The sequence below is a fragment of the Streptomyces sp. NPDC034099 genome, assembly GCF_055575415.1.
The window spans coordinates 113006-126265 of sequence record NZ_JBVISR010000013.1 but is presented as its reverse complement, the minus strand read 5'-3'; the positions used below and the strand labels follow the sequence as shown (position 1 = coordinate 126265).

The 13260-nt window shown below is 72.7% G+C and carries 10 protein-coding genes and 1 riboswitch; of the genes, 2 read left to right on the top strand and 8 right to left on the bottom strand.

Annotated elements, in window-relative coordinates:
- The first annotated feature begins 134 nt into the window (after positions 1–134).
- Positions 135–2204 (top strand): glycoside hydrolase family 36 protein, encoded by a 2070-nt coding sequence (locus ACZ56V_RS31365; protein ID WP_398915140.1) that lies wholly within the window; start codon positions 135–137, stop codon positions 2202–2204.
- Between the two features lie 34 nt (positions 2205–2238).
- Here ACZ56V_RS31365 and ACZ56V_RS31360 read toward each other — a convergent pair whose 3' ends face one another.
- From ACZ56V_RS31360 to ACZ56V_RS31345, 4 genes are all read right to left on the bottom strand, one after another.
- Complete coding sequence (locus tag ACZ56V_RS31360) at positions 2239–2889, bottom strand: thymidine kinase (RefSeq protein ID WP_356362778.1); 651 nt, start codon at positions 2887–2889, stop codon at positions 2239–2241.
- Between the two features lie 43 nt (positions 2890–2932).
- The gene (locus ACZ56V_RS31355; RefSeq protein ID WP_398915142.1) at positions 2933–4126 is read right to left on the bottom strand and encodes an alkaline phosphatase family protein; all 1194 of its coding nucleotides are present in this window, start codon (positions 4124–4126) and stop codon (positions 2933–2935) included.
- A complete protein-coding gene (locus tag ACZ56V_RS31350; protein ID WP_042825364.1) occupies positions 4126–4722 on the bottom strand; it encodes a DUF5998 family protein in 597 nt (198 codons plus the stop codon). Before ACZ56V_RS31350 ends, ACZ56V_RS31355 begins: the two co-directional genes overlap by 1 nt.
- 95 nt (positions 4723–4817) lie before the next feature.
- A complete protein-coding gene (locus tag ACZ56V_RS31345) occupies positions 4818–7769 on the bottom strand; it encodes a bifunctional acetate--CoA ligase family protein/GNAT family N-acetyltransferase (protein WP_468946979.1) in 2952 nt (983 codons plus the stop codon).
- Positions 7770–7970: 201 nt separating this feature from the next.
- Here ACZ56V_RS31345 and ACZ56V_RS31340 point away from each other — a divergent pair, with 201 nt between their 5' ends.
- Positions 7971–8252, top strand: coding sequence for an HPr family phosphocarrier protein (locus ACZ56V_RS31340; RefSeq protein ID WP_007445064.1), 282 nt, complete (start codon positions 7971–7973; stop codon positions 8250–8252).
- Between the two features lie 166 nt (positions 8253–8418).
- Here ACZ56V_RS31340 and ACZ56V_RS31335 read toward each other — a convergent pair whose 3' ends face one another.
- The 4 genes from ACZ56V_RS31335 to ACZ56V_RS31320 form a co-directional block, all read right to left on the bottom strand.
- The gene (locus ACZ56V_RS31335) at positions 8419–9114 is read right to left on the bottom strand and encodes a GntR family transcriptional regulator (protein ID WP_398915146.1); all 696 of its coding nucleotides are present in this window, start codon (positions 9112–9114) and stop codon (positions 8419–8421) included.
- A 130-nt stretch (positions 9115–9244) separates the two neighbouring features.
- A complete protein-coding gene (locus ACZ56V_RS31330) occupies positions 9245–10009 on the bottom strand; it encodes a M23 family metallopeptidase (protein ID WP_467383397.1) in 765 nt (254 codons plus the stop codon).
- 12 nt (positions 10010–10021) lie between these two features.
- Positions 10022–10186: riboswitch (cyclic di-AMP (ydaO/yuaA leader) on the bottom strand.
- Positions 10187–10377: 191 nt separating this feature from the next.
- Complete coding sequence (locus ACZ56V_RS31325; RefSeq protein WP_467383398.1) at positions 10378–11766, bottom strand: M16 family metallopeptidase; 1389 nt, start codon at positions 11764–11766, stop codon at positions 10378–10380.
- A complete protein-coding gene (locus tag ACZ56V_RS31320) occupies positions 11763–13130 on the bottom strand; it encodes a M16 family metallopeptidase (protein ID WP_398915151.1) in 1368 nt (455 codons plus the stop codon). The genes ACZ56V_RS31325 and ACZ56V_RS31320 overlap by 4 nt, the downstream gene beginning before the upstream one ends.
- Between the last annotated feature and the right edge of the window lie 130 nt (positions 13131–13260).

Below are 13260 nucleotides of genomic sequence, written 5' to 3'. Positions count from 1 at the left end.
CGAATCCTTGGACCATTGACATGCCAATTGAAGACCACTTACGTTCTCAATGCAGGCCACCCAGAGTCCGATGGTGCTGTCGTTGCCCCTCACGGGTGTTACGGACCAGACCCTGCTCCGAAAGAGAGACCGACATGACGGATGTGAACCGGCGAAGCGTGCTGAAGGTGGCGCTGGGGGGTGCCGGGCTGGCCGCCGTCCCCACCGTGGCTCTGGGCGCCGCGCCCGCGGTCGCCGCTCCGCACCGCGGGCCCGACCTCGTCGGGGTCGGCGACACCTCCATCACGTTGGAGTTCGACGACCGGCTGCGCAGCAGGGTGGCGTTGCAGGGCGTCGACGTCACGCGCTTTGACGCCGGTGAGGCCCTGCTGGTGGGCGACAGGGCGATCGACGAGTTCGCCTACGGCGGCCACGAGACCCGCAGGACCAGGCATTCCCGGCACGGCGCGGGCGTCAGGGTGAGGGTCTGGGGCGAGTCCGCGACCGGCGTCCGCAAGACGGTGGAGCTGACCTCCTTCCAGCGTCTGACCGGGATGATCGTGATGAAGGTGACCTACACCAACGGGACCGGTGCCGATCTGCCGGTCACCGGGTGGCGCAGCGGAGCCCACGAACTCCTGGAGGTCCCCGGTGGCTTCTACACCTTCTCGGGTACCACGTACGAGGACCGTCGTGACTGGGTGCAGCCCATGACGGACGGGTTCGTCCAGAAGAACTCGCTGGGGATGGACGCCTCCGACTACGGCGGCGGCACCCCCGTGGCGACCGTGTGGCGGCCGGGCGCCGGTCTCTCCGTCGGGCACGTCGAACCCGTGGCCAGGATGCTGCGCCTGCCGGTGCGCAGGACGGCCGGCGGGGCGAGCCTCGCCGTCGAGGGGGACACCCCGGTCACGCTGAAGCCGGGCCGGCGCCTGACCACCGACGCCACGTTCCTGACCGCCCTGCCGGGCGACCACTTCGTACCGCTGCAACGCTATCGCGACTACATGGGGGACGTCGGCCAGCGTGCGCCCAGGACGCCCGAGCCGGCCCTGGAACCCATGTGGTGCGCCTGGGGCTACGAGCGGGACTTCACCGTCGAGCAGGTCGTCGGCACGCTCCCCAAGGTGCGTGAGGTCGGTCTCAAGTGGGCGGTGCTCGACGACGGCTGGCAGACCAACGAGGGCGACTGGGACCTCGACCCGCGGAAGTTCCCGCGCGGCGCGAGGGACATGCGCGCCTTCACCCGGCGGATCCGGGACGCCGGCCTGCGGCCGCGCCTGTGGTGGGCTCCGCTGGCGGCGGACCCGGAGAGCGAGCTGTACAGGAACCGCTCCGACATGCTCCTGCTGGACCGCGAGGGCAACAAGCAGCGAGTGAGCTGGTGGGACGCCTGGACCCTGTGCCCCGCGTACCAGCCGACGGTGGACTACTTCGTCGGGCAGGTGAAGCAGTTCATCGGCGACTGGGGATACGAAGGGCTCAAGATCGACGGCCAGCACCTCAACGCCGTCACGCCCTGCTACAACCCGGCGCACGGGCATGCCCGCCCCGAGGAATCGACCGAGGGGCTCGCGCGGTTCTGGAAGGCGGTGTACGAGGCCGCGCACGAGGCGGACCGCGACGCCGTCGTCGAACTCTGCCCCTGCGGCACCGCCTTCGCCTTCCACAACCTGCCCTACGTCGACCAGTACCCGAGCTCGGACCCGCTCTCGTCCTACCAGGTCCGTACGAAGGGCAAGACGATGAAGGCGCTGATGGGCCGGGGCAGCAGCTACTCCGGCGACCACGTCGAACTGAGCGACGGTGGCGACGACTTCGCCTCCAGCTACGGTGTGGGAGCCGTCCTGTCGACGAAGTTCACCTACCCGGCGGGCCCGGACGACGGGATCGTGCTCACCCCGGAGAGAGAGGTTCTCTGGCGCCGGTGGCTGAACCTGTACGAGGAGAACATGCTGTCCACCGGCGAGTACCGGGGCGAGCTGTACGACATCGGCTTCGACAAGCCCGAGGCTCATGTGGTGGCCAAGGGCGCGGCCCTGCACTACGCCTTCTACGCCGGGCGGTGGGACGGGACGGTCGAGCTGCGTGGCCTGGGCCGGGGCAGGTACCGCTTGACCGACCCGTTCAACGGCACCTCTCTCGGAACCGTCGACGCTCGGCACAACACCGTGCGGCTGGCCTTCGAGCGGTTCCAGCTCGTCGTGGCCGAGCGCATCGGCTGATCAAGGCCCGGGCGCGCCGGTCCCGGCACTCGACTCAGGTGGCGGTGACCGGCAGCACGTCCGGTGACAGCGCCGCCGCCCGCGCCGTCCCGCTCGTCATCCGCCGACGGTGGTGGCGGCGGCACAGCACCTCGTAGCCGATCTCGTCCGGGGACTGGGCGACGTCGCCCACGACCACCTGGGCGCCCTCGACGACCATGACGCCGCCGACGGTACGGGCGTTGTGCGTGGCACGGGCGCCGCACCAGCACAGGGCCTCGACCTGGAGCACCTCGACCCGGTCGGCGAGTTCCACCAGCCGCTGGGAGCCCGGGAAGAGCTTGGAGCGGAAGTCGGTGGTGATGCCGAAGGCGTACACGTCGACGTCGAGGTCGTCGACCACCCGCGCGAGCTGGTCGATCTGGTCCGGGGCGAGGAACTGCGCCTCGTCCGCGATCACGTAGTCCACCCGGCCGCCCTGCGAGAGATGGTCGACGACGTGGGCGTACAGGTCCTGGCCGTCCCCGACCTCGACCGCGTCGGTGACGAGACCGAGGCGGGAGGAGAGCTTGCCCTCGCCCGCGCGGTCGTCGCGGGTGAAGATCATGCCGGCGAGTCCGCGCGCCGAGCGGTTGTGCTCGATCTGGAGAGCCAGTGTCGACTTCCCGCAGTCCATCGTTCCGGAGAAGAACACCAGCTCGGGCATGAGGGGTTGGGCACCTTTCGGCGGAGGAGGGGTGTGCGGGGCGTCAGGAGCGTACTTCGAGCAGCGGGACGAGCTGCTCGGCGGGGGTCATCGAACCGTGGTTGCCGACCATCGCCGACTCCTTGGGCTCGCGCTCGGAGGCGATGAGCAGGACGTCGTCGCGTGCGGCGGCGACGACGTCGCCGATGCGGGCGTACACCCGGTCGTCGATGCGGGGCCCGAACCAGCCCGCCGCGATCGCCTCGTCCCGGGACGCCACCCAGAACTGCTCGCCGAGCACCTCGCGCCAGCAGGTCAGCACGTCGTTGTGGGCGCCCGGGACGGCGTAGACGTGGCGGGCGCGGCCCTCGCCGCCGAGGAGGGCGACGCCCGCCTTCAGCTCCCAGTCCTCGTCGAAGTCGATGCGGTGGTCCTCGTCGAAGGCCACGTCGACCATGCCGTGGTCGGCGGTGACGTACAGGGCGCTGCGCGGCGGCAGCTGCTCGGCGAGGCGCTGGACGAGCCGGTCGACGTGGCCGAGCTGCCCGCGCCAGGTGTCGGAGTCGACGCCGAAGCGGTGTCCGGCGCCGTCGACCTCGGCGTAGTACGTGTAGACGAGGGCCCGGTCGGCACCGGCCAGCTGCTCGGCGGCGCAGTCCATCCGGTCCTCGCCGGACAGCCGTCCGTGGAACTGGCCGCCGCTGAGCGCGACCTTGGTCAGCGGGGTGTTCGCGAACGTCGGGGAGGAGACCTGGGCGGCGTGCACACCCGCCTCGTGGGCGAGGGCGAAGACGGTCGGATACGGCTGCCAGGGGCCCGGCGCGGTCCACGGCTGCCAGCGCAGCTGGTTCATCAGGGCGCCGGTGTCGGGATTGCGCACCGTGTACCCGGGCAGGCCGTGGGCGCCCGGCGGCAGTCCGGTGCCGACGGAGGCGAGGGAGGTCGCCGTGGTCGCCGGGTAGCCGGCGGTGATCGGGCGTCCGGTGCCGCCGCGCGAGCTGTCCAGCAGCGAGCTGAGGAAGGGGGCGTCGTCCGGATGCGCGCGCAGCTGCTCCCAGCCGAGGCCGTCGATCAGGAAGACGCAGTTGCGGTCGGCGGGGGTCAGTTCGGTGATCCCCGCGGTCATGCCGGGGACGCCGAGACCGGCGGCCAGGGTGGGCAGCAGATCGGCGAGGGAGCCCGTGCCGTACTCGGGTACGGGGGCGGAGTCGACGGGGAGCGGTTCCGGATGGGTGTCCCAGGCGGTGTGCTGCACCATCAGCGGGCGGAGTCCGCGGTCGCCTCGGAGAGGGCCTGGGCGAAGGCGAGCGCCTGGCGCACCGTCTCGGGACCGTCCCCGGCCTCGCTGACGCGCAGGCTGAGGTCGTCGGCCGTCGAACTGCCCGTGTAGCCGTGGTCGGCCTCGCAGTTGGGGTCGCCGCAGGCGGCGGGCTCCAGGTCGAGGCGGGAGACGGCGCCCCAGCCGATGGTCAGCACGATCTCGCGGGGCAGTGTGCCCGGCTTGTACTGCTCCGGGTTGGCGACGACGCGGCTGACGACGATGGACGAGATCCGGCCGAGCTTGACGGACTCCGTGGACGTCGTGGCGTACGGCGTCGGGGAGGTGTCGTCGGCGGCCTGCTCGTCGGTGTGGCTGACGATGAAGCGGTTGCCGGTGAGGACCAGCACGGTCACGTGCCGGCGCACCTCGTTCTGGTCGAACGTCGTCTCCTGATGGACCAGGTACGACCGCACGGGCTCGCCGCCCACGGCGGCTTCCACCGCCTCGGCCACGAGGGCCGGGTAGTAGCCGCTGCGCTCGATCGCCGCTCGCAGCCCCTGGGTCGTCGTACTGGTCTTGGCCATGCCGTCCATCCTACGGGGACCCACTGACTGCGAGGGACGCTCCCGCGGTACCCGTCCCGGACCGTGCCCGGCGCGGGCACCGGGCAGGTGCGGGGCGTGGCGGGTCAGTACGCCGGCAGGGTCCGCGGGCCCAGGTCGTCGCGGGCGGGAGGGGGTGCGAGCCGTACCGAGGCGCCGAGGACGCTCAGGCCGTGCGGGGCGACCACGACCGGTTCCAGGGTGACCGCGACGACCTCCGGGTGGTCGTCGACCAGCCGGGAGACCCGCAGCAGCAGCTCCTCCAGGGCGGCGGCGTCGACGGGGGCCGAGCCGCGCCAGCCGAACAAGAGGGGCGCCGTGCGGATGGAGCGGATGAGCGAGGTGGCGTCCCGGTCGGTGACCGGGATCAGCCGGTGCGCCATGTCGCCGAGCAGCTGGGTGGCCGCGCCGGCGAGGCCGAAGGAGAGCACCGCGCCGGCCGCCGGGTCGATGACCGCCCGTACGACGGTGTCGACGCCGCGCGGGGCCATGCCCTGCACCACCGGGCGAAGCTCCGCGGGGGCGCCGAACAGCTCGGTCAATTCGGCGTAGGCCCGGCGCAGTTGCTCCTCGTCCGCGAGATCGAGGCGTACGCCGCCCAGGTCGGCGCGGTGCCGCAGGTGCGGCGCGGTGGCCTTGAGGGCCACGGGGTAGCCGATGGTCCGCGCGGCGGCCGCGGCGTCGTCGGGGGTGGGGGCGGGCAGGGCGCGGTGGACGCGGACGCCGTACCTGCCCAGCAGCTCGCAGGTCTCCTGGGCGCCGAGGGTGAGCCCCTGACCGCGCGCGAGGTATCCGGCTATCTGCTCGGCGGCGCCCTTCTCGTCGATGTCGTCGTACTCCGGCACCTTGCCGGGGTCGGCGGCGTCGCGCCGCCACTGGGCGTAGGCGACGGCCTCGCCGAGGGCGCGGACGGCGCGCTCGGCGGCGGGGTAGGCGGGGATGAGGTGGGCGCCCTCCGGGACCCGGACGGCGGACGGCTGCTGGGCCGGGGCGGCGGCCGGGCGGGGCGGCCCTGGCGGGCGGGGCGGGCCGGACGCGGGGCCCTCGACGGGGCCGGGGGTGGCGTGGGGGGCGGTGCCCGGGGCGGGGTGGGAGGCGGCGCCCGGGGCGGGGTGGGAGGCGGCGCCCGGGGCGGGGTGGGAGGCGGCGCCCGGGGCCGCCTGCGGGGCGGTGCTCGCCGCCGCGGACAGGGCCTCCGCCAGGCCGCCCAGCTCCACGTGGACCACGAGGACCGGCTTGGTGGGGACCGCGGCCGCCGCCGAGCGCAGCGCCTGAGCCAGCGCGGCGTCCCCCGCCGCCCCCTCCCCCACCGTCGGGATCGCGGTCACCACGACCGCGTCGCAGGTGTCGTCGGCCAGGGCCCTGGCCAGGGCCGCGTGGAAGTCGTCGGCCGAGGCGGCGGTCGTCAGGTCCAGCGGGGGCTGCGGGCGCAGGCCCTCGGAGAGGCACGCGTCGTAGGTGAGCAGTCCCAGGGACTCCGAGTTGCCCAGGATGGCCACCCTCGGTCCGGCGGGCAGCGGCTGGCGGGCGAGGAGCAGCCCCGCGTCGACCAGGTCGGTGATGGTGTCGACCCGGATCACACCGGCCTGCCGCAGCAGCGCGGAGACCGTCGCGTGCGGCAGCCGGGTCGCCCGTACGGCGTGCCCCTGGGGTGCCACGCCGCCGTGCCGCGCCCCCTGCACCACGACCAGGGGCTTGGCGGCCGCGGTGCGCCGGGCCAGGCGGGTGAACTTGCGCGGGTTGCCGATGGACTCCAGGTACATCAGCGCGACGTCGGTCTCCGGGTCGTCGTACCAGTACTGCAGGACGTCGTTGCCGGAGACGTCGGCGCGGTTGCCGGAGGAGACGAAGGTGGACACGCCGGTGTGGCCGGTGACCCCGCCGCCGCGCCGGTGCAGCCGGGAGAGCAGGGCGATGCCGATGGCGCCGGACTGGGCGAACAGGCCGATCCGGCCGGGGCGCGGCATCTCGGGGGCGAGGGAGGCGTTGAGCCGCACGTCCGGGGAGGTGTTGATGATCCCGAAGGCGTTGGGCCCGATGATGCGCATGCCGTACGTGCGCGCGTGCCGCACGAGGGCCCGCTGGCGTTCGCGTCCGTCGGGGCCGCTGTCGGCGTATCCGGCGGAGATCACCACCAGTCCCTGCACGCCGTGCTCGCCGCACTCGGTGACGACGTCGGGGACCTGCTCGGCGGGCACGGTGACGACGGCGACGTCGACGGGCCCGTCGACGTCGCGCACGGAGCGGCACGCCGGGACCCCGTCGAGGTGCTTCTGGTCCTCGGGGAAAGCCCTGTTCACGGCATACAGGCGGCCCGTGTACCCCGCGTCCCGGATGTTGCCGAGGATGCTGCGGCCGACGCCGCCCGGGGTGCGGCCGGTGCCGACGACCGCGACCGAGCCGGGCTGCAGCAGCCGCTGGACGGAACGGGCCTCCGCGCGGTGCTCGCGCGCGTACTGCACGGCGAGCGAGCGGTCGGTGGGTTCGAGATCGAACTCCAGGCGGACCACCCCGTCCTCGAAGCTCCGCTTCTGGGTGTACCCGGCGTCCATGAAGACTTTGATCATCTTGTTGTTGGCGGGCAGGACCTCGGCGGCGAAGCGGCGGATGCCCCGCTCGCGGGCGACGGCGGCGATGTGCTCCAGCAGGGCCGAGGCGACGCCGCGCCCCTGGTGGGCGTCCTGGACGAGGAAGGCGACCTCGGCCTCGTCGGCCGGGGAGGTGGCGGGCGTTCCGCCGGCCCCGATCCGGTCGTAGCGTACGGTGGCGATGAACTCGCCGCCGATGGTGGCCGCGAGTCCCACCCGGTCCACAAAGTCGTGGTGCGTGAAGCGGTGGACGTCCTTGGCGGACAGGCGAGGGTACGGCGCGAAGAAGCGGTAGTACTTCGACTCGTCGGAGACCTGCTCGTAGAAGCTGACCAGGCGCTCGGCGTCATCAACGGTGATGGGGCGGACGCGCGCGGTGCCGCCGTCGCGCAGCACCACGTCGGCTTCCCAGTGGGCGGGGTACTCGTGCCGGTCCGACGAGGTCTGCATGGGCCCCAGAGTACGGCTCGCGTCCGACAACGGCGCGGGGCAGTCTGTGGGGGACACGAGCTCGGACCGAGGCCGCGGTCCGAGCACCGTACGGGACGGCGCACACGCCCGTCCCGGCTTGCTTCACGATGTGGGAAACTGGTCTAGACAACACTGGTCTAGACAACTCCAACCCTCTGAACACCTGAAGGGCAGCATCACATGGCTGAGCGCCGCGTCAACGTCGGCTGGGCCGAGGGTCTCCACGCCCGCCCCGCCTCCATCTTCGTCCGAGCCGCCACGGCCACAGGCGTCCCGGTGACGATCGCCAAGGCCGACGGGTCCCCCGTCAACGCGGCCTCCATGCTGGCCGTCCTCGGCCTCGGCGCCCAGGGTGGCGAGGAGATCGTCCTCGCCTCCGACGCCGAGGGCGCGGAGGCCGCCCTGGACCGGCTGGCGAAGCTGGTCGCCGAGGGGCTCGAGGAGCTTCCCGAGACCGTCTGAGCCCGACCGATGGCACCACCGAAAGGCCCGCCGGGACACCGGACGGGCCTTTCGCGTCATTTCTCTTCTGTTTCTCTGCCCTTTCGGTTCGCCCGTCCGTTCGCCCTGTTTACGGCAGCAGAAAACACCGGGCGGAATTCCCCGCCCTTTGTATACGGCACCCGCGTTACCGGCGCGGGCCCGCCGTGTTTACGGGATGTTGCGCATTCCTCACACGCTCCGTCCGCCCGCCGCCGGAGGCGAAGCGCAGCCGGTGCGCGGACGCCGACCGCTCGATGTGCAGGGTCATGAGCGCCCGCGCGCGTTCGCCGTCACCCCGGGCCACCGCATCGGTGATCGCGCCGTGCTCCGCCCAGTACTCCACCGGGCCGACCGGTGCCTCCACGACGTACATCCAGGCGATCTTGTGGCGGAGCTGGGTCAGCAGCGCCGTCAGGGAGGGGCTGTCGGCCGCGCGGGCGAGGGTCTCGTGGAACCAGCCGCCCAGTGAGCGCAGCTCCTCGCCGGTGCCCTGCCTGGCCCGCTCCTGCCCCAGCCTGACCAGGCCGCGCAACACCCTGAGGTGGGCCTCGGTGCGCCGCCGGGCGGCCCGGGCGGCTCCGAGCGGCTCCAGGAGCGTGCGCGTCTCCAGCAGGTCGGCGGCCTCCCGCTCGGTCGGTTCCGCCACGCACGCGCCCGCGTGCCGCCGGGTCACCACGAAGCCCTCGGCCTCCAGCGTGCGCAGGGCCTCGCGGACGGGGACGCGGGAGACGCCGTAGCGGCGGGCGAGGAGTTCCTCGGTGAGCCGGCTCCCGCGGCCGTGTACGCCGGTGACGATGTCGTCCCGGATCGCCGTGCACACGGAATGCGCCGGAATACGCATGAGCGACCTCCCCTTGACCCCCGCGAAACGCCGGTGATTGACGTGTGTTGCACGACCCCAGGCCAATCAAGCGATATTAAATGCGAAAAGCCCCGGCTCGGGAAGCCGGGGCTTTCGGACGTCGTCTCTGTCAGACGTTCACGCCGTGGGAGCGGAGGTAGGCGACGGGGTCCATGTCCGAGCCGTACTCGGGGCTCGTACGGGCCTCGAAGTGCAGGTGGGGTCCGGTGACGTTGCCGGTGGCGCCGGAGAGACCGATCTGCTGGCCGGGCTCGACCGACTGGCCGACCGAGACGCCGATGGACGACAGGTGCCCGTACTGCGTGTACGTGCCGTCGTGCATCTTGATCACGACCTGGTTGCCGTACGCCCCGCCCCAGCCGGCCTCGACGACGGTACCGACGCCCACCGCGTGCACGGTCGTGCCGCTGGAGGCGTGGAAGTCGATGCCGGTGTGGCTGCCGGAGGACCACAGGGAACTGCCGGCCTGGTAGGCGGTGGAGACGTACGAGGCGGTGATCGGCGCGACGAAGGTGTTGAGGCGCTTGCGCTCCGCCTCCCGCGCGGCGCGCTCCTTGGCCTCGCGCGCCTCCTTGGCCGCCTCGGCCGCGCGCTCGCGGGCCGCTTCCCGGGCCGCCTCGCGGGCGGCGGCGTCCGCGGCCGCCTGCCGCTGGGCGACGGCCTGGGCGTCTATCTCGTCGGCCACTGAGTCGCCGATGGTGACGACCGGGGTGAGGCCGCTCTGCTCCACCGCGGGCTCGGCGGCGAGCGCCGGGGCGGCGAGGGTGCCGACGACGCCGGTGGTGGCGAGGGCCGCGACTCCCGCCGCGCGGGCGGTGGTGCGGTGCACCCGGCCGGTACGGCGGTGCTTCCCGGTGGCGCGCGTGAACGCCATGTAGAGGCTCGTCCTTTCCTTCCCTCTCGCCTACCGGGTTAGCTGACGGGTTCGGAGGTGGAAGGTCTCCTACGGACCCCCTCGCTCTGCGCGCGGGCGTCCGATTCACCCCAGGGACTGCGTTGGGTCCCCGGCTCCCCTGGCTCGCGCCGTACGGGGACTCGGCGATGGCTGTCCGGTGCCGCGGGCGCGGCGCACTGCCTGACGAACAGCCCGGAAGACGCTAAGCGCGGCTGCGTTCAATTCTCAAACGCAACAGGCTTTTTGTAGCGCACGCCACAGGGCAGACAGGCAACCACTCCCCCAATACGGACAAACGGTGGCCCTGGTGACACTCCGGTCACCAGGGCCACCACACGCGCGTGCCGCTACTCGGCCGCCACCACGGTGACTTCGCCGATGCCGAGGGCCTCGACGGGCTCCTTGATCTGCGCCGCGTCGCCGACGAGGACCGTCACGAGGCGGTCCACCGGGAAGGCGTTCACGACCGCCGCGGTGGCCTCCACGGTGCCCGTGGCGGCCAGTTGACGGTAGAGCGTGGCCTGGAAGTCGTCCGGCAGGTGCTGCTCGACCTGGTCGGCCAGCGTGCTCGCCACGGCCGCCGCCGTCTCGTACTTCAGCGGCGCCACGCCCACCAGGTTCTGCACGGCCACGTCACGCTCGGCGTCGGTGAGCCCCTCCGCGGCGAGCTTGCGCAGCACCGTCCACAGGTCCTCCAGGGCGGGACCGGTGTTGGGGGTGTCGACGGACCCGCTGATGGCGAGCATCGCGGCGCCCGTGCCGTCCGGCGCGGACCGCAGGACCTGGCCGAACGCCCGTACGCCGTAGGTGTAGCCCTTCTCCTCACGCAGGACGCGGTCCAGACGCGAGGTGAGGGTGCCGCCGAGGCAGTAGGTGCCGAGCACCTGCGCGGGCCACACGCGGTCGTGCCGGTCGGCGCCGGTGCGGCCGATCAGCAGCTGCGTCTGGACGGCGCCGGGACGGTCCACGATGACGACGCGGCCCCGGTCGTCGGCGGTCACCGGGGGGACGGGGCGCGGCTCGGCGGTCGAGCCGGTCCACGCGCCCAGGGTGTCGCCGAGCAGCGCGTCCAGGTCGACGCCGGTGAGGTCGCCGACGACCACCGCGGTGGCGGTCGCGGGGCGGACATGCCGCTCGTAGAAGGCGCGTACGGCCGCCGAGTCGATGGCCGCGACCGTCTCCTCGGTGCCCTGGCGCGGGCGCGACATGCGCGAGTCGGCCGGGAACAGCTCCTTGGAGAGTTCCTTGGCGGCGCGCCGGGAGGGGTTGGCCAGCTCGTGCGGGATCTCGTCGAGCCGGTTGCGCACCAGCCGTTCGACCTCGCTGTCCGCGAAGGCGGGTGCCCTGAGGGCGTCGGCGACCAGGCCGAGGGCCTTGGCCAGGCGCGAGGCGGGCACCTCCAGGCTCAGCCGGACGCCGGGGTGGTCGGCGTGCGCGTCCAGGGTGGCGCCGCAGCGCTCCAGCTCGGCGGCGAACTCCTCGGCCGAGTGCTTGTCGGTGCCCTCGGAGAAGGCCCGCGCCATGATCGTGGCGACGCCGTCGAGTCCGGCGGGCTCGGCGTCCAGGGGGGCGTCGAGGAGCACCTCGACGGCGACGACCTGCTGGCCGGGGCGGTGGCAGCGCAGCACGGTGAGGCCGTTGTCGAGGCTGCCGCGCTCGGGGGCGGGGAACGCCCACGGCTTGGGCTCGCCGGCCTGCGGCTGGGCGTGGAATTCCATGGTGGCGAGCTCGGTCACTTGGCCGCCTCCTCGTTCTCGTCGGTGGCGTCGGTCGTGTCGGCGTCGGTCTCGTCGGCGGGAGTGGTGGGCTCGTAGACGAGCACCGCGCGGTTGTCGGGGCGCAGGCGGGCCTTGGCGACCTCCTGGACCTCCTGCGCGGTCACCTCGAGGACCCGCTGCACGGCGGTGAGGGCCAGCTGCGGGTCGCCGAACAGGACGGCGTACCGGCACAGTTCGTCCGCGCGGCCCGCTACCGTGCCCAGGCGGTCCAGCCACTCGCGTTCCAGCTGGGCCTGGGCGCGCTCCATCTCCTCGGCCGTGGGGCCCTCCTCGGCGAACCGGGCCAGCTCCTCGTCGATGGCCGTCTCGATGACCGGGACCTCCACGTCGCCGGACGTCTTCACGTCCAGCCAACCCAGGGAGGGTGCCCCGGCGAGCCGCAGCAGGCCGAACCCGGCGGCGACGGCGGTGCGGTCGCGGCGTACGAGCCGGTTGTACAGGCGGGACGACTCGCCGCCGCCCAGGACGGTCAGGGCCAGGTCGGCCGCGTCGCACGCGCGCGTGCCGTCCTCCGGCAGGCGGTAGGCCGCCATCAGGGCGCGGGCCGGAACCTCCTCCTCGACGATCTCGCGCACTTGCCCGCCCATGACGTCGGGCAGCGCACCGTCCCGCGGAGGCTGCTTGCCGTCGTGCGAGGCGATGGAGCCGAAGTACTTCTCGATCCAGGCGAGCGTCTGCTCCGGGTCGATGTCGCCGACGACCGACAGCACCGCGTTGTTCGGCGCGTAGTAGGTGCGGAAGAACGCGCGCGCGTCCTCCAGGGTCGCCGCGTCCAGGTCCGCCATCGAACCGATCGGCGTGTGGTGGTAGGGGTGCCCCTCCGGGTAGGCGAGGGCGGTCAGCTTCTCGAAGGCCGTGCCGTAGGGGACGTTGTCGTAGCGCTGGCGCCGTTCGTTCTTGACGACGTCCCGCTGGTTCTCCATCGACTCCTCGTCCAGGGCGGCCAGCAGGGAGCCCATGCGGTCGGCCTCCAGCCAGAGGGCGAGCTCCAGCTGGTGGGCGGGCATGGTCTCGAAGTAGTTGGTCCGCTCGAAGCTGGTGGTGCCGTTGAGAGAACCGCCGGCGCCCTGCACCAGCTCGAAGTGACCGTTGCCCTTGACCTGGGCGGAGCCCTGGAACATGAGGTGCTCGAAAAGGTGAGCCAGGCCGGTGCGCCCCTTGACCTCGTGGCGCGAGCCAACGTCGTACCAGAGGCACACCGCCGCGACCGGGGTCAGGTGGTCCTCGGAGAGCACCACGCGCAGGCCGTTGGCCAGGCGGTGTTCGGTCGCTGTCAGGCCGCCGGAGCCTGCCTGGGCTGTGGCCGTGTGACCCATGGGCATGTACGTCCCTTCGATCGCGAGATCCTGGTGGAGTCACTGGGTGAACCACCTGGTGGAATCAGTGGGCGGAACTGCGGAATTCCGCCGATCCTGCCACTGTATGCAAGCGTGCGGGCCGCCGGTGGAGTTC

Coding starts and splice junctions, on each gene's coding strand:
- ACZ56V_RS31365 (WP_398915140.1), top strand. CDS start 135: ATGACGGATGTGAACCGGCGAAGCGTGCTGAAGGTGGCGCTGGGGGGT.
- ACZ56V_RS31360 (WP_356362778.1), bottom strand. CDS start 2,889: ATGCCCGAGCTGGTGTTCTTCTCCGGAACGATGGACTGCGGGAAGTCG.
- ACZ56V_RS31355 (WP_398915142.1), bottom strand. CDS start 4,126: ATGGTGCAGCACACCGCCTGGGACACCCATCCGGAACCGCTCCCCGTC.
- ACZ56V_RS31350 (WP_042825364.1), bottom strand. CDS start 4,722: ATGGACGGCATGGCCAAGACCAGTACGACGACCCAGGGGCTGCGAGCG.
- ACZ56V_RS31345 (WP_468946979.1), bottom strand. CDS start 7,769: ATGCAGACCTCGTCGGACCGGCACGAGTACCCCGCCCACTGGGAAGCC.
- ACZ56V_RS31340 (WP_007445064.1), top strand. CDS start 7,971: ATGGCTGAGCGCCGCGTCAACGTCGGCTGGGCCGAGGGTCTCCACGCC.
- ACZ56V_RS31335 (WP_398915146.1), bottom strand. CDS start 9,114: ATGCGTATTCCGGCGCATTCCGTGTGCACGGCGATCCGGGACGACATC.
- ACZ56V_RS31330 (WP_467383397.1), bottom strand. CDS start 10,009: ATGGCGTTCACGCGCGCCACCGGGAAGCACCGCCGTACCGGCCGGGTG.
- ACZ56V_RS31320 (WP_398915151.1), bottom strand. CDS start 13,130: ATGCCCATGGGTCACACGGCCACAGCCCAGGCAGGCTCCGGCGGCCTG.